The sequence below is a fragment of the Streptomyces sp. 6N223 genome (assembly GCF_052246635.1).
Classification (GTDB): Bacteria; Actinomycetota; Actinomycetes; order Streptomycetales; family Streptomycetaceae; genus Streptomyces.
On record NZ_JBQQCA010000048.1, the window covers coordinates 22,705 to 40,913 of the forward strand.

The 18,209-nt window shown below is 73.8% G+C and carries 12 protein-coding genes; 7 read left to right on the forward strand and 5 right to left on the reverse strand.

Annotated elements, in window-relative coordinates; all coding sequences use genetic code 11:
- Positions 1 to 72: 72 nt before the first annotated feature.
- On the forward strand, positions 73 to 918 hold the full coding sequence (locus ACTWQH_RS24920; protein WP_443288973.1) for a DUF6397 family protein: 846 nt from the start codon (positions 73 to 75) through the stop codon (positions 916 to 918).
- Here the strand turns inward: ACTWQH_RS24920 and ACTWQH_RS24925 are convergent.
- Positions 896 to 3,409, reverse strand: coding sequence for a DEAD/DEAH box helicase (locus ACTWQH_RS24925; protein WP_443288974.1), 2,514 nt, complete (start codon positions 3,407 to 3,409; stop codon positions 896 to 898). The genes ACTWQH_RS24920 and ACTWQH_RS24925 overlap by 23 nt on opposite strands.
- 154 nt (positions 3,410 to 3,563) lie before the next feature.
- Here ACTWQH_RS24925 and ACTWQH_RS24930 point away from each other — a divergent pair, with 154 nt between their 5' ends.
- Positions 3,564 to 4,352, forward strand: a complete 789-nt coding sequence (locus tag ACTWQH_RS24930; RefSeq protein ID WP_443288975.1) for a metal-dependent hydrolase — start codon at positions 3,564 to 3,566, stop codon at positions 4,350 to 4,352.
- Between the two features lie 38 nt (positions 4,353 to 4,390).
- On the opposite strand, the gene ACTWQH_RS24935 is transcribed toward ACTWQH_RS24930, so the two are convergent.
- Both ACTWQH_RS24935 and ACTWQH_RS24940 read right to left on the reverse strand, forming a co-directional pair.
- Positions 4,391 to 6,172 carry an ABC transporter ATP-binding protein gene (locus ACTWQH_RS24935; RefSeq protein WP_443288976.1) on the reverse strand — a complete coding sequence of 594 codons (1,782 nt, stop codon included), beginning with the start codon at positions 6,170 to 6,172 and terminating at the stop codon, positions 4,391 to 4,393.
- Positions 6,169 to 7,983, reverse strand: a complete 1,815-nt coding sequence (locus ACTWQH_RS24940; protein ID WP_443288977.1) for an ABC transporter ATP-binding protein — start codon at positions 7,981 to 7,983, stop codon at positions 6,169 to 6,171. The genes ACTWQH_RS24935 and ACTWQH_RS24940 overlap by 4 nt, the downstream gene beginning before the upstream one ends.
- Positions 7,984 to 9,122: 1,139 nt before the next feature.
- On the opposite strand from ACTWQH_RS24940, the gene ACTWQH_RS24945 reads away from it, so the two are divergent.
- Entirely contained in the window at positions 9,123 to 9,707 is a 585-nt protein-coding gene (locus ACTWQH_RS24945) for a hypothetical protein (protein ID WP_443288978.1), read from the forward strand.
- A 1,086-nt stretch (positions 9,708 to 10,793) separates the two neighbouring features.
- Positions 10,794 to 11,882 (forward strand): LacI family DNA-binding transcriptional regulator, encoded by a 1,089-nt coding sequence (locus tag ACTWQH_RS24950; protein WP_443288979.1) that lies wholly within the window; start codon positions 10,794 to 10,796, stop codon positions 11,880 to 11,882.
- A 312-nt stretch (positions 11,883 to 12,194) separates the two neighbouring features.
- Here ACTWQH_RS24950 and ACTWQH_RS24955 read toward each other — a convergent pair whose 3' ends face one another.
- A complete protein-coding gene (locus ACTWQH_RS24955) occupies positions 12,195 to 13,784 on the reverse strand; it encodes a phytoene desaturase family protein (RefSeq protein WP_443288980.1) in 1,590 nt (529 codons plus the stop codon).
- Between the two features lie 107 nt (positions 13,785 to 13,891).
- Between ACTWQH_RS24955 and ACTWQH_RS24960 the strand changes: the two genes are divergently transcribed.
- From ACTWQH_RS24960 to ACTWQH_RS24970, 3 genes are all read left to right on the forward strand, one after another.
- Positions 13,892 to 14,509, forward strand: a complete 618-nt coding sequence (locus ACTWQH_RS24960) for a DUF1349 domain-containing protein (protein WP_443289001.1) — start codon at positions 13,892 to 13,894, stop codon at positions 14,507 to 14,509.
- Positions 14,510 to 14,661: 152 nt separating this feature from the next.
- The gene (locus ACTWQH_RS24965) at positions 14,662 to 16,491 is read left to right on the forward strand and encodes an ABC transporter ATP-binding protein (protein WP_443288981.1); all 1,830 of its coding nucleotides are present in this window, start codon (positions 14,662 to 14,664) and stop codon (positions 16,489 to 16,491) included.
- 111 nt (positions 16,492 to 16,602) lie between these two features.
- Positions 16,603 to 17,514, forward strand: coding sequence for an alpha/beta hydrolase (locus ACTWQH_RS24970; protein ID WP_443288982.1), 912 nt, complete (start codon positions 16,603 to 16,605; stop codon positions 17,512 to 17,514).
- Here the strand turns inward: ACTWQH_RS24970 and ACTWQH_RS24975 are convergent.
- Positions 17,511 to 18,185, reverse strand: a complete 675-nt coding sequence (locus tag ACTWQH_RS24975; protein WP_443288983.1) for a TetR/AcrR family transcriptional regulator — start codon at positions 18,183 to 18,185, stop codon at positions 17,511 to 17,513. The two genes, ACTWQH_RS24970 and ACTWQH_RS24975, sit on opposite strands and share 4 nt — an antisense overlap.
- Positions 18,186 to 18,209 lie beyond the last annotated feature (24 nt).

Below are 18,209 nucleotides of genomic sequence, written 5' to 3' on the forward strand. Positions count from 1 at the left end.
GAGTTGCCAATAGGGGCTGGCTGTGGCTATGCTGACTACATAGAGTAGTCGATCTGTTGCGAGGAGACAGCCATGGTCATGTCGCCCGTCCTGGAGAGCTTCCCCCGCCCCGCCGCCCTGGTCGCCGGCGGCCGTGACGCCGGCCGGCGCGACGCCGAGGGCGGCACGGACGCCTCGGTCAGCGAGCGGCACGCCGCCGCGGCGCTCGCTCTCGGGCGCCGCGAGCTGGAGATCGCCGTGCGGCTCGGACACATCGCCACCGTGGCGTCCGGCGTCCCCTGGGAGCGGCGGGTGCCCCGCGCCGAGATCGAGCGCCTGGCCTCGGCACCCGGCTTCCCCGGCGCGCTGCGCGACCGCATCCGCCTCGTGAACGCCTCGGAGGGCGCCGCGCTGCTGCGGATCTCCCCGGCCCGCTTCTCCCGGCTGGCCCGGGGCGGCTGCCTGGCCCCGCTGAGTTTCCACCCCCACCACCGCGCCATCGTGTGGCGGTATCCGGCCGAGGAGCTGCGGCTGTTCGCCCTGCGACATCCCGAGCTGCTCAGCGGCCCTGCCCCGGGCGGGCTGCTGCGGGAGCTGCGCGGGGGCGCGGACTGGCGGCCCCGGCGATGGCGCGCCCGGCACACCGGCCTGCTCGCCCAGCAGGCCGGGAACGCCTGGGAGAGGGCCGCGGTGGCGGCGGCGGTGCTCGACCCGGCCGTGGTGACCGACACCGTGCCCGACCCCGTCGCCCGGGCCCGGCTCCACCGGCTGCGCCCGCCGCTGGGGGATCACCGGGAGGACGCGGCCGTGCGGGCCGTGCTGAGGGTGACCGACCCGGACGAATCGCGGTGGTACGCCGGGATGCTGCGCGAGGCGCTGCGAGAGGCCCGCGCCCTCGCCCGGCCTCGCGCACCGGTCACAGCTGACCGACGTCGGTGACCTTGATCACAGCCCGGCCCTCGGCCGCCGAGGCGGCCAGATCCACCTCGGCCGAGATGCCCCAGTCGTGGTCGCCCTCCGGATCGTGGAAGGTCTGCCGCACCCGCCACAGGCCGTCCTGCGGCAGCTCCTCGATCCGCAGCAGCCGGGGCCCGCGCGCGTCGGGCCCGGTGCCCAGCTCCTCGTACTCCTCCCAGTACGCCGCCAGGGCATCGGACCAGGCGTCGGCGTCCCAGCCGGACTCGCCGTCGAGCTCGCCGAGCTCCTCGAACCGGTCCAGGGCCGCCAGCTCCACCCGGCGGAACATGGCGTTGCGCACCAGCACGCGGAACGCGCGCGGGTTCGCCGTCACCGGCGTCACCTGGTCGGCCCGCTCCTGCGCCTCGTCGGCGTCCTCGACCTCGGGGTTGGCCAGCTGCTCCCACTCGTCCAGCAGGCTGGAGTCCACCTGACGGACCATCTCGCCCAGCCAGGCGGTGATGTCCTGAAGATCCTCCGACTTCAGATCCTCGGGGACGGTGTGCTCCAGCGTCTTGAAGGCGCTGGCCAGATAGCGCAGCACGATGCCCTCGGTGCGCGCCAGCTCGTAGTGCGAAACGAACTCGGAGAAAGTCATGGCCCGTTCGAACATGTCCCGGACGACGGACTTGGGGGAGAGCGGATGATCGCCCACCCACGGATGGCTCTTGCGGTAGACGCCGTAGGCGTGGAACAGCAGCTCCTCCAGGGGCCGCGGGTAGCTCACGTCCATCAGCCGCTCCATCCGCTCCTCGTACTCCACCCCCTCCGCCTTCATCGCCGCAACCGCCTCGCCCCGGGCCCGGTTCTGCTGCGCCGCCAGGATCTGCCGGGGATCGTCCAGCGTGGACTCCACGACCGACACCATGTCCAGCGCGTAGGACGGCGACTGGGGATCCAGCAGCTCGAAGGCGGCCAGCGCGAAGGTGGACAGCGGCTGGTTGAGCGCGAAGTCCGCCTGGAGGTCGACGGTCAGCCGCACGATGCGCCCCTGCGGGTCCGGGGACTCCAGCCGCTCGACGATGCCGCCGTCCAGCAGCGAGCGGTAGATCGCGATGGCACGCCGGATGTGCCGCAGCTGCTGCCGCCTCGGTTCGTGGTTGTCCTCCAGCAGCCGGCGCATCGCGTCGAACGCGTTGCCCGGCCGGGCGATGACGGCCAGCAGCATGGCGTGGGTCACGCGGAAGCGGGAGGTCAGCGGCTCAGGATCGGCGGCGATCAGCCGCTGGAAGGTGTTCTCGCTCCAGTTGACGAAGCCCTCCGGCGGCTTCTTGCGGACCACCTTGCGGCGCTTCTTCGGATCGTCGCCCGCCTTGGCCAGAGCCTTCTCGTTCTCCACCACGTGCTCGGGCGCCTGCGCCACCACCAGCCCCGAGGTGTCGAACCCGGCCCGCCCGGCCCGCCCCGCGATCTGGTGGAACTCCCGCGCCCGCAGCACCCGCACCCGGCTCCCGTCGTACTTCGTCAGCGCGGTGAACAGCACCGTACGGATCGGCACGTTGACCCCGACGCCCAGCGTGTCGGTGCCGCAGATGACCTTCAGCAGCCCCGCCTGGGCCAGCTTCTCCACCAGCCGCCGGTACTTCGGCAGCATCCCGGCGTGGTGGACCCCGATGCCGTGCCGCACGTACCGCGAGAGGTTGCGCCCGAACCGCGTGGTGAAGCGGAAGTTGCCGATCAGCGAGGCGATCTCGTCCTTCTCCGCCCGGCTGCACATGTTGATGCTCATCAGCGCCTGCGCCCGCTCCACCGCCTGCGCCTGTGTGAAGTGCACGATGTAGACCGGCGCCTGACGGGACTCGAGCAGATCCGTGATCGTCTCCGTCAGAGTGGCCACCCGGTACTCGTAGCTCAGCGGCACCGGACGGGTCGCCGAGCGCACCACGGCGGTGGGCCGGCCGGTGCGCCGCGTCAGGTCCTCCTCGAAGCGGCTGACGTCGCCCAGGGTCGCCGACATCAGGACGAACTGCGCCTGCGGCAGCTCCAGCAGCGGGATCTGCCAGGCCCACCCCCGGTCCGGCTCGGCGTAGAAGTGGAACTCGTCCATCACCACCTGGCCGATGTCCGCCTCCGCCCCGTCCCGCAGCGCGATCGACGCCAGCACCTCGGCGGTGCAGCAGATCACCGGCGCGTCGGCGTTGACCGACGCGTCGCCGGTGAGCATCCCCACGTTCTCGGTGCCGAAGAGCTTGCACAGGTCGAAGAACTTCTCCGACACCAGGGCCTTGATGGGCGCCGTGTAGAAGGTGACCTGATCCCGTGCCAGCGCGGCGAAGTGCGCCCCCGCCGCGACCAGGGACTTTCCCGAGCCCGTCGGGGTGGACAGGATGACGTTCGACCCGGACACCACCTCGATCAGCGCCTCCTCCTGCGCGGGATACAGGGAGATCCCCTGCTGCGTCGCCCACGTCGAGAACGCGTCGAAGAGGGCATCGGGGTCGCTGCCGTCCGGCATCTGATCGATAAGGGTCACGCCCCCATACTGCCCGCATCCGGTGTCCGGGCGGGAACCGGCCGCTCCTGCGAAGATCACGAGGCACTACGCTGTCGCGCCGACGAAGAACTCACAGGACGACAACCTTGCGACGCGGCAGGCGAGTCGACAACAGAAGGGGCGGGGCGCAGTCATGATGGGACCGGCGCATTCACTGTCAGGAGCGGCCGTGTGGCTGGGGGTGGGGGCGGCGGTCGCGTACGCGGACCATGCCATGCCCTGGCCGGTGCTCGTGGTGGGCACCCTGATCTGCGCGGGCGCCGCGCTGGCCCCCGACCTCGACCAGCCCTCGGCGACGATCTCCCGCGCCTTCGGCCCGCCGTCCCGGCTGCTGGCCATCCTCATAGGGAAGATCTCCGCCGTCGTCTACAACGCCACCCGGGCGAAGGGCGAGCGGCGCCGCAGCGGCGGGCACCGCACCCTCACCCACACATGGGTGTGGGCCGTCCTCATCGGGGCCGGCTTCTCGGCCGCCGCCGTCGCCTGGGGCCGCTGGGCGGTGCTGGTCACGCTCTTCGTCCACGTGGTGCTCGCCGTGGAGGGCCTGCTGTGGCGGATGGCCCGGGTCTCCAGCGACGTGCTGGTGTGGCTGCTCGGCGCGACCAGCGCCTGGCTGCTGGCCGCGACCCTCGACGAGCCGGGCAACGGCTCCAACTGGCTCTTCGAGGACCAGCCCTACCTGTGGATCGGCCTGCCCATCGTGATCGGCGCCGTGGTGCACACCCTCGGCGACGCGCTCACCATCTCCGGCTGCCCCATGCTGTGGCCGCTGCCCATCGCCGGCAAGCGCTGGTACCCGCTGGGCACCCCCCGCTTCATGCGCTTCCGGGCCGGCGCCTGGGTGGAGAACCGCATACTGATGCCCGTCTTCGTGGTGATCGGCGCCGCCGGGGGCGTGGGGGCGGCGGTCCTCGCCGCCTGATCCCGCCACGCCCCCGGCGCTCCCTCCGGTGACCCGGGTCAGCTGTGCCAGGAGCGCCACAGGGCGGCGTAGGCCCCCTGCGCCGCCACCAGCTCGTCGTGGCTGCCGAGTTCGCTGATCCTGCCGTCCTCGACCACAGCGATCACGTCAGCGTCGTGGGCGGTGTGCAGCCGGTGCGCGATGGCAATCACCGTCCGCCCCTCCAGCACGCTCGCCAGCGAGCGCTCCAGGTGCCGGGCCGCCCGCGGATCCAGCAGCGAGGTCGCCTCGTCCAGCACCAGCGTGTGGGGGTCGGCCAGCACCAGCCGGGCGAGCGCGATCTGCTGTGCCTGGGCCGGGGTGACGGTCAGCCCTCCCGAGCCGACCTCGCTGTCCAGGCCGTCCGGCAGCGACCGCACCCATTCGTCCGCGTCCACCGCGCCCAGCGCCGCCCACAGCTCGGCGTCCGTGGCGTCCTCCCGGGCCAGCAGCAGGTTGTCCCGCAGCGGCCCGACGAACACGTGGTGCTCCTGGTTGACCAGCGCCACCTGCTCGCGCACCCGCTCGGCGGACATGCCCGCCAGCCGCGCCCCGCCGAGGGTGATCTCTCCCCGGCGGGGGGCGTAGATCCCGGCCAGCAGCCGGCCCAGCGTGGACTTGCCCGCACCGGACGGGCCGACCAGCGCCAGCCGGGTGCCGGGCGGCACCTCCAGCGACACGCCGTGCAGTACGTCGTTGTCCGCCACGTACCCGAAGCGCACCCGGTCGGCCGTCAGCTCCCGGCCCTCGGGCGTCACCGCGTCGTCGCCCGCCTCGTCCTCGATCTCGTGCACCCCCACCAGCCGCGCCAGCGACACCTGCGCCACCTGCAGCTCGTCGAACCAGCGCAGGATCATCCCCACCGGCTCGATCATCATCTGCGCCAGCAGTGCACCGGTCGTCAGCTCGCCCACGCTGACCCAGCCCTCCAGCACGAACCAGCCGCCCAGCAGCAGCACGCCGCCCATGATCGTGGCGTGGTAGACGTTGATCGTCGGAATCAGAATGGAACGCAGCCAGAGTGTGTAGCGTTCCCAACTGGTCCACTCCTTCACGCGCCGGTCCGACAGGGCGACGCGGTCGCGCTCCAGCCGGTGGGCCTCGATGGTCCGCCCGGCATCGACCGTCTCCGCCAGCACGGCGGCCACGGCGGCGTATCCGGCCGCCTCCGAGCGGTATGCCGAGGGCGCCCGGCGGAAGTACCACGTGCAGCCGGCCAGCAGCACCGGCACGGAGATCAGCACGCCCAGGCCGAGCGGCGGCGCGGTGACCACGATGCCGCCCAGCAGCAGCCCGACCCACACCACGGCGATCGCCAGCTGCGGCACGGCCTCCCGCATGGCCTGCGCCAGCCGGTCGATGTCGGTGTTGATCCGCGCCAGCAGGTCGCCCGTCCCGGCGCGCTCCAGCACTCCCGGCGGCAGCGCCACCGAGCGGACCAGGAAGTCCTCGCGCAGGTCGGCCAGCATCCGCTCGCCCAGCATGGCGCCCCGCAGCACGACCAGCCGCACGAAGAACGCCTGGACCGCCAGCGCCACGGCGAACAGCGCGACGGTGCGCCCCAGGTGCAGCTCTCTCTCGCCGTCCGCGAGGGACTCGATCACCTGCCCCAGCAGATAGGGGCCGACCATCGACGCGATCACCGCGACCGCGTTGGCCGCCACCAGCACGGCGAACGCCCCCCGGTGGCGGCGCAGCAGGTCGCCGACGTAGGCGCGGACCGTGGCCGGGCCGGCCACGGGGAGCCGGGTCGCGTGCTCGCCGGTGGCCGGGTCGTACTCCGGGGGTCTGACCCCGATCATGCGGACTCCTCGGCGTAGTAGGCGGGTTCCGCGTCACGGGACCCCGCGTCGTCATCGGGCCGGGCCGCGGCGTCGGCCTCCGGCTCCCGGGTCACGATCGCCCGGTACTCCGGAGCGGCGCGCAGCAGCTCCCGGTGCGAGCCGGTGGCCGCCACCCGCCCGTCGCGCACGAACGCCACCGCGTCCGCGCGGTCGAGCAGCAGCGGGCTGGAGGTGAACACCACGGTGGTGCGCCCCGACCGCAGCGCCCCCACGCCCTCCGCGACCCGCGCCTCGGTGTGCGAGTCGACGGCCGAGGTCGGCTCGTCCAGCACCAGCACCTCCGGGTCGGTGATCAGCGACCGGGCCAGCGCCAGCCGCTGCCGCTGGCCGCCTGACAGCGAACGGCCCCGCTCGGTGATGCGCGTCCGCATCGGGTCCCCGCTCGCGTCGGGCGCCCCCTGGGCCAGCGCCCGCAGCACGTCCTGGCACTGCGCGGCCCGCAGCGCGTCGGCCGCCGACACCCGCCCGGAAGCGGGCACGGCCAGCAGCTCCCGGAGCGTGCCGGACAGCAGCACCGGATCCTTGTCCTGGACCAGCACCGCCTCGCGGGCGTTCGCCAGCGGCACCTCGTTCAGCGCGACGCCCCCCAGCCGGACCGAGGGCTCGCCCCGGCCCTGGGCGGGATGCCCGCCGAGCCGCTCGGCCAGCCGCTCCGCCGCGTCCGGATCGCCGCACACCACCGCCGTCAGCAGCCCCTCGGCCGCGCGCAGCCCCGTCACTGGGTCCCACAGCTCGCCCGCGAGCGGCCCCTCCGGCGCGGCCGTCGCCTCCTCTTCCCGCCGCAGCGCCAGCACCCGCACGGCCCGCTTGGCCGAGGGCCGGGAGAAGGTGAACGCCATCGCCGTCTCCTGGAACATGCGCAGCGGGAACATCAGGAACATCACCGCGCCGTAGACGGTGACCAGTTCGCCGGCGGACAGCCGCCCATCCCGGGCGAGCTGCGCGCCCTGCCAGATCACCGCGAGCAGCAGCAGCCCGGGCATCACCACCTGCACGGCGTCGATCAGCGACCACATCCGCGCGCTGTGTACCGACGCCGCCCGCACCTCCTGCGAGGCCCGGCGGTACCGGTCGAGGAACAGCTCCTCGCCGCCGATGCCCCGCAGCACGCGCAGCCCGGCGACGGTGTCCGAGGCCAGCTCGGTGGCCCGCCCGGACTTCGCCCGCTCCCGGTCGGCCCGCCGCGTGGCCGCCGGCAGCAGCGGGAAGACGCTGAGCACCACCGCGGCGATCCCGGCCGCCACGATCAGCCCCAGCCTCGGCTCGTACACCACCAGCCCGGTGCACACGCCCAGGGTCACCACCACGCAGGCGGCGAACCGCGAGAACGACTCCACGAACCAGCCGATCTTCTCCACGTCGCCGGTGGAGACCTTCACCACCTCCCCCGCGGCCACCCGCCGCGTCAGCACGCCGCCGAGCTCGGCGGTACGCCGGGCCAGCAACTGCTGCACCCGCGCCGCCGCCGTGATCCAGTTGGTCACCGCCGTCCGGTGCACCATGGCGTCGGCGAACGCCATCACGGCGGTGAGCCCCAGCATCAGCAGCGCGATGACGGCGAGCTCACGGCCCGAGCCGTCCACCACGGCGTCCACGCCCAGCCCGAGGAACACCGGCAGCGTGCCGACGCAGGAGACGTGAAGGATCCCCCAGGCCAGCGTCCGCGCCTGGCCGCCCAGCTGGCGGCGGAAGAGCCAGACCAGGAACCGGAATCCGGACCGTACATCGGGCTCCCCGGGGTCGGAGTACGGAAGATCGCGAATCTGCATGACATCCCAGACTGGGCTCGAACGGAAGTGGTCAACCTGGCAAGGGTCCTGGTCCGAGGGGCCGAATTTCAACGCATTTTCCCGTCTCGCGTCCGGCGCGGGCGGGACGCCGCGGCGTCGCCGGAGCACGTGGCCGGAGCAGGGAGCCGGAGCAGGGGGAGGCGGCTTCACACCCCGAAGCCATCGGGTGGGGTGAGGCCCCACGCCGCGCGCCTCACCGGGCCATTCGCCGACGGCGTGGGTTCACGCCGTGCAGGTGGTCTAGACGGATCGGCGTCGTTGGCAGTTTTCTCTGTTTCAAAAAGGAACGCACAAGGTGTTGACCTGACCGTTACGCGCCCGCAGTATGAAGACATCCGCTGAGTGGGAGCGCTCCCATTGGCCGCGGGACGCTCGTGCTCGGCGGTGGCTCTCTACCGGAGACCCAAGGATCGAGAAGGGCCGCAACCATGCCACCCCCCCAAGGCATCCCGCTCGCGCGCCACCTCTCTTGCTCTGGCAGCCGGTCGTCCGCACATGAGTGCGACGAGGACGCCGGCGACCCGCCGCCGGCTGAACGGGGCGAGGCCGAGCGTCGGCGTGGCGAGGACCGCCGCCCGCTGCTCTGGCTGTGGGTGAAGGAAGCCAACAAGCTCAGTGCGTTCAACCGGCGAAGTCGAGGCGAGGGGCTGTGACTCGGTGACCGCCGCCGGTTGCCGTGCTCGTGTCCCCGCCACCCTTCGGTCCGAACGCCGTACGTTCCCGAATCCCTCCGCCTCCCACCGTTGTGTAGCCGCTCCGGGCCCCCGTTCAGCGGGGGTTGTCCGGTGGGTGTGCGGGCGCCGCCGCTTCGACTCCGTCAGGGACGACGCGGATTGAGGCGGGACCCGCCCCGGATGGCTGTGTCGACACCTCCTGTAGTCATCCGGGGCGGGTGGGGCGTACTGGGCAAGCATTTGTTTGAAACTGGAACGGTCGAGGTCATTGACGAAGGCATGACATTTTCGCAGCATGTGTTTGCCGCCGTCGGGTGGGAGCGCTCCCAAATCGGACCGCCGACCGCCCGCAGGGCGCCGGAGGGTCCACCACCCGGCGGCGGTTCTCGCTCCCGATGAGACGTCACGACCCTGTCGTGGCAAAGGATTCGAGAAGGGCCTGAAATGTCATCCCTTACCACCGCAGCCCTGTCACCCCCGGCGGTCGCCGGGGACCGCGTCGGGGCCGCGTCACCGGCCGCGGGCAGAGCGCTGGCGGCGCTGCGCATCGCCACCGGGTCGATCTTCCTCTGGGCCTTCCTGGACAAGACCTTCGGCTGGGGCTACGCCACCACGTCCGAGAGCTCGTGGCTGGAGGGCAACTCGCCGGCGGAGGGCTATCTCGCCAACGTCTCCGTCGGCCCCATGGAGTCGACCTACCACGACTGGGCCGGCCAGGCCTGGGTGGACCTGCTGTACATGGCCGGGATGCTCGGCCTCGGCGTCGCCCTCGTGTGCGGCGTCGCGCTGCGCCTCACGGCCGTGGCGGGCACCGCCATGATGCTGTTCCTCTGGCTCGGCGAGTTCCCGCCCGCCCGTCACCTGTCCGACGGCTCGCCGAGCGGGTCCCCCAACCCCCTCGTCGATCAACACGTCATCTACGCGGCCGCGATGATCGTGGCGGCCGCCTGCTCGGCCGGGCGCGTCTGGGGGCTCGGCCGGTACTGGGCCAGGCTGCCCCTCGTCAGCCGCCACCGCTGGCTGCAGTAGCCGGCGTCAGCGACCCGCGGACGCCGGACGGCGCCGGTGACACGGCGCCACGAAGACCGCGGGTGCGCGGGGAGTGGGCGATGGCCTCCCCGCGCACCCGCCCAAGCCGAGGCGCGGGGCAGCGGGTGCCGGGCCGGGGCCATGTAGAAGGGACGTGGCCCCCGACCGCACCCGCTGCTCCGCGCCGGTGCGAGGGCGGTGGCCTCCGTCCTGGTCCAGAGGGCCACCCGCCGTGCGAGGGCCCGAGCGATGGTCTTCGCTGTCGCGGTTCACCAGCCGGAGCGGCTCGCCCTCGGGCTGCGGCCGGCGCCGCCGGCCGGCTGGCCGGTAGCTTCCTTCGCCGCGCTCGCCGCGCTCGCCGCGCTCGCCGCGCTCGCCGCGCGGAACGCGGAGGCCCGTCCGCTCCGGTCGGTCACGGTCCGCAGGTCGGCGCGTTGTGCGCGTGACGCGTCGGTCCTGCCGTCGGCAGGACCGCTGGTGTCCGCGCCGGGCAAGCTCGCTGACTGTTCCGCCGCTGGCGCGGCGGATCCTCGGCCGTTTCGCCGTCGCCGTCCCGCTGCTCCGGTACGCGGCGTGCGTGCCCGGCTGCCTGTGGTCCGCTCCGGTCGGTCACGGTCCGCAGGTCGGCGCGTTGTGCGCGTGACGCGTCGGTCCTGCCGTCGGCGGCTCGCCGGTGTCCGTGCCGGGCCGGTCGCCGGCTTCCCGCCGCCGACGCGGCGGCCCCTCGGCCCGTCTCGCTGCCCCGGCAGTCGGCCGACTCCGCGTCCGCCTGCTCCGGCGCGCCCCCGACGGCCCGGGGGAGAGCGAAGGCGGCGAGAGTTCCCCCGCGTGGGGGGAAGGATGGGGAACTCTCGCCATACTGGTAAGTCGCCGCCGACGCCGCGAGGGTTGCTGCCGGGGTTGCCGGACCGTGCTCCGGGCGCGGGGAGGGGGGAGCCGGCACCCCGTAGAAATCGCTGTCCAGGCGCGTCGCCGGGCTCCGCGCGGTGCTCAGGGCGCCACGGGACGGCGATTCGGCCGAGGCTGGGCGGATAGACTCATCACGATGAGCAGCAGGCCGAGAAACGCTTTCTGCGGAGCGTTGCCATGATCCCTTCGGACGCCGCGTCCGCTACCCCAGCAGCGCCGGCGACCCTGCGCGACGTGGCCGAGCGCGCCGGGGTCTCGATGGCGACGGTCTCCCGCGTGCTCGCCGACAACTACCCGGTCGCCCAGCGCACCCGGCAGCGCGTGCTGCGCGCCATCCGGGAGCTGGACTACGTCGCCAACACCCACGCCCGCGCCCTGCGCGGCCGGGGCACCCCCACCGTCGCCTTCGTGCTGAACGACGTGCGCGGCGCGTCGTTCGCGCAGGTGGCGCACGGCGTGGAGGAGGAGGCGGCGCGCCGCGGCCGGATCTGCCTGATCTGCACCACCCAGGGCGACCCGGTCAGGGAGCTGTCTGTGGTGCGCACCATGCGCGAGCAGGGCGCGGGCGCGGTCATCCTCATCGGCGGCGTGGTGGACGACGCCGCCTACCGCGAGCAGATGACGGCCATCGCGCACTCCCTGGACGCCTCCGGCTCCCGGCTGGTGCTCTGCGGCCGTCCACCGCTCGGCTCCGGCGTTCCCGCGACCTGTGTGGAGTACGACAACGAGGGCGGCGCGTACGCCGTCGTCAGCCGGCTGCTCGCCCAGGGACACCGGCGGATCCTCATCCTCGGCACCAGTCCGAACGGCTCCACCACGGCGGCCGGCCGGCTGGCCGGATACCGCCGGGCCCTGGCCGACTTCGACGCGCCCTTCGACGAGACGCTGGTGCAGCACTCGGACTTCACCCGCGCCGAGGCGTACGAGCGGCTGCGCGAACGCCTCCGCGTGGGCCGTGACTTCACGGCCGTCTTCGCCGTCACCGACACCGTCGCGGCGGGCGCGCTGGCGGCGCTGAGCGACGCGGGGATCGAGGTCCCCGCCGACGTCTCCCTCGTCGGGTACGACGACGTGGACCCGGCCACCGACCTGCGGCCGCAGCTGACCACCGTGCACGTGCCCTACGAGGAGCTCGGCCGGACGGCCGTGCGGCTGGCGCTGGGCCTGCGCGAGGGCGAGGTGTCCTCGGCCGAGCAGCACGCCATGCTCGGCACCCACGTGGTCGTCCGGGACTCCACCGCCCCGCCGCCGCCCGGCACGGCCTAGCGAACCGGGCCGGGCCGCGGGCAGGGCGGACGTCACGCCGCCCGTCTCAGGCCTGGACGCGTAGCAGAGCGTGCCGAAGCCCAGTTCACAGCGTCGGGTAGTTCTGCCCGTCGCCGCCGAGGGTGATCGTGGCCTGCGGGTTGGGGGCCCAGCCGGGTCCGAGTGGGAGTTGGCGATCAGCCGCTCCCAGCACGCATTCCACGGGTCGCCCCCTGCGGCGACCCACCGCATTGATAGAGAAAAGTTCTCTATCAGGCAGGAACTCGAAACTTTCCGCATGCTCCCCGCCACTTCAGAAAACGTTGTCTGGCGCTACCAACCCAGCGCCGCCATCGCCGCGTTGTGCCCGGGAACACCGCTCACCCCGCCGCCGCGGACCGCGCCCGCCCCGCACAGCAGCACGTTGGCGTGCCCGGTCTCCACCCCCCACCGGCCCTCCGAACCGGGCTGGGCATAGGGGAACGCCAGCTCCCGGTGGAAGATGTTGCCGCCGGGCAGCCCCAGTTCGCGCTCCAGGTCCAGCGGCGTCCTCGCCTCCACGCACGGCCGGCCGTCGGCGTCGCGCGCGAGGCACGCCGCCAGCGGCTCCGCCAGGTGCTCCTCCAGCGCCGCCACCGTGGCGTCGAGCAGCGCCGACCGCGCCGCGTCGTTGTCCGCCGCGAACAGCCGTGCGGGCGTGTGCAGTCCGAACACGGTCAGCGTCTGGTGGCCCCGGGCGGCGAGTTCGGGAGAGAGGATCGAGGGGTCGGTCAGCGAATGGCAGTACAGCTCGCACGGCGGCGTGGCCGGCAGCCGCCCGCCGGCCGCCTGCCGGTAGGCGTCCTCCAGCTCCCGGTAGCCCTCGGCGACGTGGAAGGTCCCCGCGAACGCCTCGCGCGGGTCGGCGTCGGCGTCCCGCAGCCGCGGCAGCCGCGTGAGCAGCATGTTGACCTTGAACTGCGCCCCCTCGGCGGCGGGCGGCGGCTCCTCGCCCAGCAGCCGCGCCAGCTCGCCCGGCGCCGCGCCCACCAGCACCTGCTCCGCGCCGACACGCCCCTCCGCCTCCGCCGTGCGGAAGCGCACCTCGGCGGCGCGGCCGTCGGTGGCGACGGCCGTCGCCTCGTGGCCGGTGACGATCTCCGCCCCGGCCGACCTGGCGGCGTCGGCGAGCGCGTCGGTCACCGCGCCCATGCCGCCGACCGGCACGTCCCAGTCGCCGGTGCCGCCGCCGATGACGTGGTACAGAAAGCACCGGTTCTGCCGCAGCGACGGGTCGTGGGCGGCGGCGAAAGTCCCGATGAGCGCGTCGGTGAGCACCACCCCCCGCACGAGGTCGTCGTCGAACGCCGCCTCCACCGCCTCGCCCAGCGGCCGCTCGAAGAGCGCCTCCCAGGCGGCGTCGTCGGCCACCCGCCGCCGCAGCTCCGCGCGGGTGGGCAGCGGCTCGATGAGGGTGGGGAAGACGCGGACGGCCACCCGCCGGGTCATGGCGTAGAAGCGGCGCCACGCCTCGAACTCCCGGTCCGAGCCGGTCAGCCGGGCGAAGGACTCCCGCGTCCTGGCCTCGCCGCCGCCGACGAGCAGCCCGGTGGCCCGGCCGCCGCGCACCGCCGGCGTGTAGGAGGAGAACGGCCGCTTCCGCAGCTCCAGCCGCAGCCCGAGGTCCCGCACGATGCGCTGGGGCAGCAGGTTGACGAGGTAGGCGTAGCGCGACAGCCGGGCCGCGACGCCCGGGAACGCCGCGTGGGAGACGGCCGCGCCGCCGGTGCGGGCCAGGCGTTCCAGCACCAGCACGCTCCGTCCCGCGCGGGCGAGGTAGGCGGCGGCGACCAGGCCGTTGTGGCCGCCGCCGACGATCACGGCGTCGTAGGCGCCGCGCGCCGGCGGCGCGGAGGGCCGGGGGAGTGGGGATGCGTCGGGCATGGCACTTGGTAACACGCGGCGGAGGCCCGCGGCGAGCACCCCGGCCGGCCCGGCGCCGGCACCTGGCCAGGACACCGCCCGCGGCGTAGGGTCGCGGCGTGGACCTGATGGACACCGACGCGCCGGTGCCGCTGCCCGCGGTGCCCGCGCCGCTGCGCTGGCTGGGGACACCCACCGACTGGCGGGTCGAGGGCGACGACGCCCTCACGATCACCTCCCCGCCGCGGACCGACCTGTTCAGCGACCCCGGCGGCCCCGACCGCTTCGCCTCCGCACCCGCCCTCCTCGCGCGCCTGCAGGGCGACTTCACCCTCAGCGCGCACGTGACGGCGGAGCTGTCGTCCACCTACGACGCCGGGGTGTTGTTGCTGCACCGCGACGCCGACACCTGGGCCAAGCTCTGCCTCGAGCTGTCGCCGCAGGGCAGGCCGACGATCGTCTCGGTGGTGACGCGCGGCACCTCCGACGACGCCAACGGCTTCACAGCGGAGGGCGGCGAGATCTGGCTGCGCGTGGCGCGGATCGGCGGGGCGTACGCCTTCCACGCCTCGCACGACGGCCACTTCTGGCACCTGGTGCGGTACTTCGCGCTGGACGCGGACGGCTCCCACGACACCCGGGCCGGGTTCCTCGCCCAGTCGCCGCTGGGCGAGGGCACCACCGTCCGCTTCGCGCGGATCGCGTGCGCCCGGCGCACGCTGGGCGATCTGCGCGGCGGCGAGTGACACCTTGCCTCCGGCCGTAGGCTGGAAGGCTGTCCCATCCGTTCGCACCGGCATCGTCCGGTCCCGCGATGTCCCCGCCCTCGCGCCTCGTTCTGTCCTCGTTCTCGCCGGCTCCGCCTCGCCGCGGCCGGCGACGGCCCTCGAAGGAGCCCATGCCGCACGACAGCCTGCCCGCGCCGGCGCAGCCCGAACAGCCCTCGCCGCTCCCGCAGCTCTCCCAACCCGCCCAGATACGCCGCATCCTCCGCCTCTTCGTCCCCTACCGGGGCCGCCTCGCGCTCGTCGGCCTGCTCGTCGCCGCCTCCTCCCTCGTGGGGGTCGCCTCCCCCTTCCTGCTGCGCGAGATCATCGACACCGCGCTGCCCGAGCGCCGCACCGGGCTGCTCGCGCTGCTGGCCCTCGGCATGATCGCCACCGCCGTGACGGCGAGCGTCTTCGGCGTGCTGCAGACCCTCATATCCACCACCGTCGGCCAGCAGGTCATGCATGACCTGCGCACCGGCGTCTACGCCAAGCTCCAGCAGATGCCGCTGGCGTTCTTCACCCGGACCCGCACCGGCGAGGTGCAGTCCCGCATCGCCGACGACATCGGCTCCATGCAGGCCACCGTCACCTCCACCGCGACCTCGCTCGTCTCCAACCTCACGGCCGTGGTGGCCACGGTGGTGGCGATGCTGGCGCTGGACTGGCGGCTGACCCTCGTCTCGCTGGCGCTGCTGCCGTTCTTCGTCTGGATCGCGCGTCGCGTCGGGCGCGAGCGGAAGCGGATCACCACGCAGCGGCAGACGCAGATGGCGGCGATGGCCGCCATCGTCACCGAGTCGCTGTCGGTCAGCGGGATCCTGCTGGGCCGCACCATGGGCCGCGCCGAGGCGCTGACCCGCAACTTCGCCGCCGAGTCCGAGCAACTGGTCGGCCTCGAGGTGCGCGCCAGCATGGCAGGGCGCTGGCGCATGTCCACGATCGGCATGATCATGGCGGCCATCCCCGCCCTGCTGTACTGGTCGGCGGGGGCGATGCTGGAACTCGGCGGCACGCCGCCGTCGATCGGCACGCTGGTGGCGTTCGTCAGCCTCCAGCAGGGCCTGTTGCGCCCGGCCGTGTCGCTGCTGTCGACCGGCGTCGACATCCAGGCGTCGCTGGCGCTGTTCCACCGGATCTTCGAGTACCTCGACCTGCCGGTGGAGATCACCGAGGCGCCCGAGCCGGTGGAGCTGGAGCGCGCCCGCGGCGAGATCCGTTTCGAGAAGGTCAGCTTCGGCTACGACCCGGACGCGCCGCCGACCCTGTCCGGCATCGACCTGACGATCCCGGCGGGCGGCTCGCTCGCCGTCGTCGGGCCGACGGGGGCGGGCAAGACCACGCTGGGCTACCTGGTGCCCCGCCTGTACGACGTCACCGAGGGCCGCATCACCCTCGACGGCGTCGACGTGCGCGACCTGAGCTTCGCCTCGCTGTCCCGCGCCGTCGGGGTGGTCTCCCAGGAGGCGTACCTCGTCCACGCCTCCGTCGCCGACAACCTGCGGTTCGCCAAGCCGGACGCCACGCCGGCCGAGGTCGAGCGGGCGGCGCGCGCCGCCCAGATCCACGAGCTGATCGCGGCGCTGCCCCAGGGCTACGACACCGTCGTCGGCGAGCGCGGCTACCGCTTCTCCGGCGGCGAGAAGCAGCGGCTGGCCATCGCCCGTACCATCCTGCGCGACCCGCCGGTGCTGGTCCTGGACGAGGCCACCTCCGCGCTGGACACCCGTACCGAGGAGGCGGTGCAGCAGGCCATCGACGCGCTGTCGGCCGGCCGCACCACGCTGACCATCGCGCACCGGCTCTCCACGATCCGGGACGCCGACCTCATCGTGGTGCTGGACGGCGGCCGGGTCGCCGAGCGCGGCACCCACGCGGAGCTGCTGGCGCTCGACGGCCGGTACGCCGCCCTGGTGCGGCGGGACGCCCGGGCGCCGCGGGCCGTGGAGGCGGCTCCCTGACCGTGGCCCCTGCCTCGTCACCGGGTCCCCGGCTGCCCGCAAACAAACTATGCGAACGGTCGTGCTACTATCTCGGCGTCCCGCTCGCCACCGACCGAGGAGCCGCCGGGCATGAACCTCAGGGCCGCACTCGTCCGCACCGCACTCGCCACGCTCTCCCGCATCGCCCCCCGCGCCGCCGGCCGCCTGGCCCTGCGCCTCTTCCGCCTCCCCGCCGGCCGCAGCCGGCCGCGGCCCGCCGAGGAGCCCGTGATGCGGCGGGCCCGGCGGGACCGGCTCCGCGTGAACGGCGCCGACGTGGAGGTCTACGCCTGGGGCAGCGGTGAACGCCCCGTCCTGCTGATGCACGGCTGGGCCTCCCGCGCCTCCCGCTTCGCCCCCCTCGTCCAGGCCCTGCTGGAGCGCGGCTACAGCCCCGTCGCGTTCGACGCCCCCGGCCACGGCGACTCCGGCGGCGCCACCACCACGATCCTGGACTACCGGGAGATCGCCCGGCGCCTCCACGAGCGGCACGGCCGCTTCGCCGCCGTGATCGGCCACTCCGTCGGCGGCACCGCGGCGTTCTTCGCCATTCGCGGCCAGGTCACCGCCGACCGGCTCGTCTCCATCTCGGCCCCGTCCGACTTCGACCACGTCGTGGACCGGTTCTGTGCCCAACTCGGCGTCGGGCCCCGCCTCAAGGCCGAGCTGCGCCGCCAGATCGAACGCCGCATGTTCCCCGGCGAGGCCAACATCTGGGCTCGCTTCGCCGCCACCCACCGGCCCGCCGAGCACACCCACCCCGTCCTGGTGATCCACGACGACGCCGACGACACGATCGACACCGGCCAGGCACGCCGCATCGCCGCCGCCTACGGGCAGCAGGCCGACCTGCTGGTCACCCGGGGCCTGGGACACCGCCGCCTCATCGCCGACCCCGCCGTCATCGACGCCGTCCTCGACTTCGCCGCCGCCACAGAGCCCCTCGCCGAGCCGGCCACCCAGCCTGCCGGCCAGGGCCACGGCCCGGCCGGCAGGCCCTAGGACGCGGCCGGACCCACCCCCACGGGCCCCAGCGCCGCCCCCGCCGCCTCCGGGTCCGCGGCGCCGGCCCGCAGCCGCGCCAGGATCGCGGCCCACGCCCGGTCGTACCCGGAGTCGTCGCCGTGCAGCGCCGACTGCGAGTTGGCCATCTCCATGAACGACGCCAGCTCGAACGCCAGCTGCCGCGCGTCCACCTCCGGCCGCAGCTCGCCCGCCAGCCGGGCCTCCTCGATCACGCCCGCAACGAAGTCGAGCCACTCCACGCGGCAGGCCGCCACCGCCTCGTGCACCGCGCCGTGCCGCGCGCTGAACTCCGCGGCGACCGCCGCGAAGAAGCAGCCGCCGGGAAAGACCCGCGACCGGGAGTACTCCAGGTACCCCTCGCACAGCCGCCACACCCGCGCCAGCCCCGCCGGGGTCTCGCCCGCCGGCCGCGCGACCCGGTCCGCGAACACCGCGCGCGCCGCCCGGACGGTCGCCAGCTGCAGCTCCTCCTTGGACCCGAACAGCGCGAAGACGCCGCTCTTGCTCAGACCCAGCTCCGAGGCGATCCGGCCGATCGACAGCCCGTCGAGCCCCTCCACGGAGGCGATGTCCATGGTCCGGCCCAGCACCAGCCGCCGGGTCCTCTTCCCCCGCTCGACCCGTCCGTCCGTCCGTGTTCCGGCCACCACCGCCACCTCACGATCAGCCAG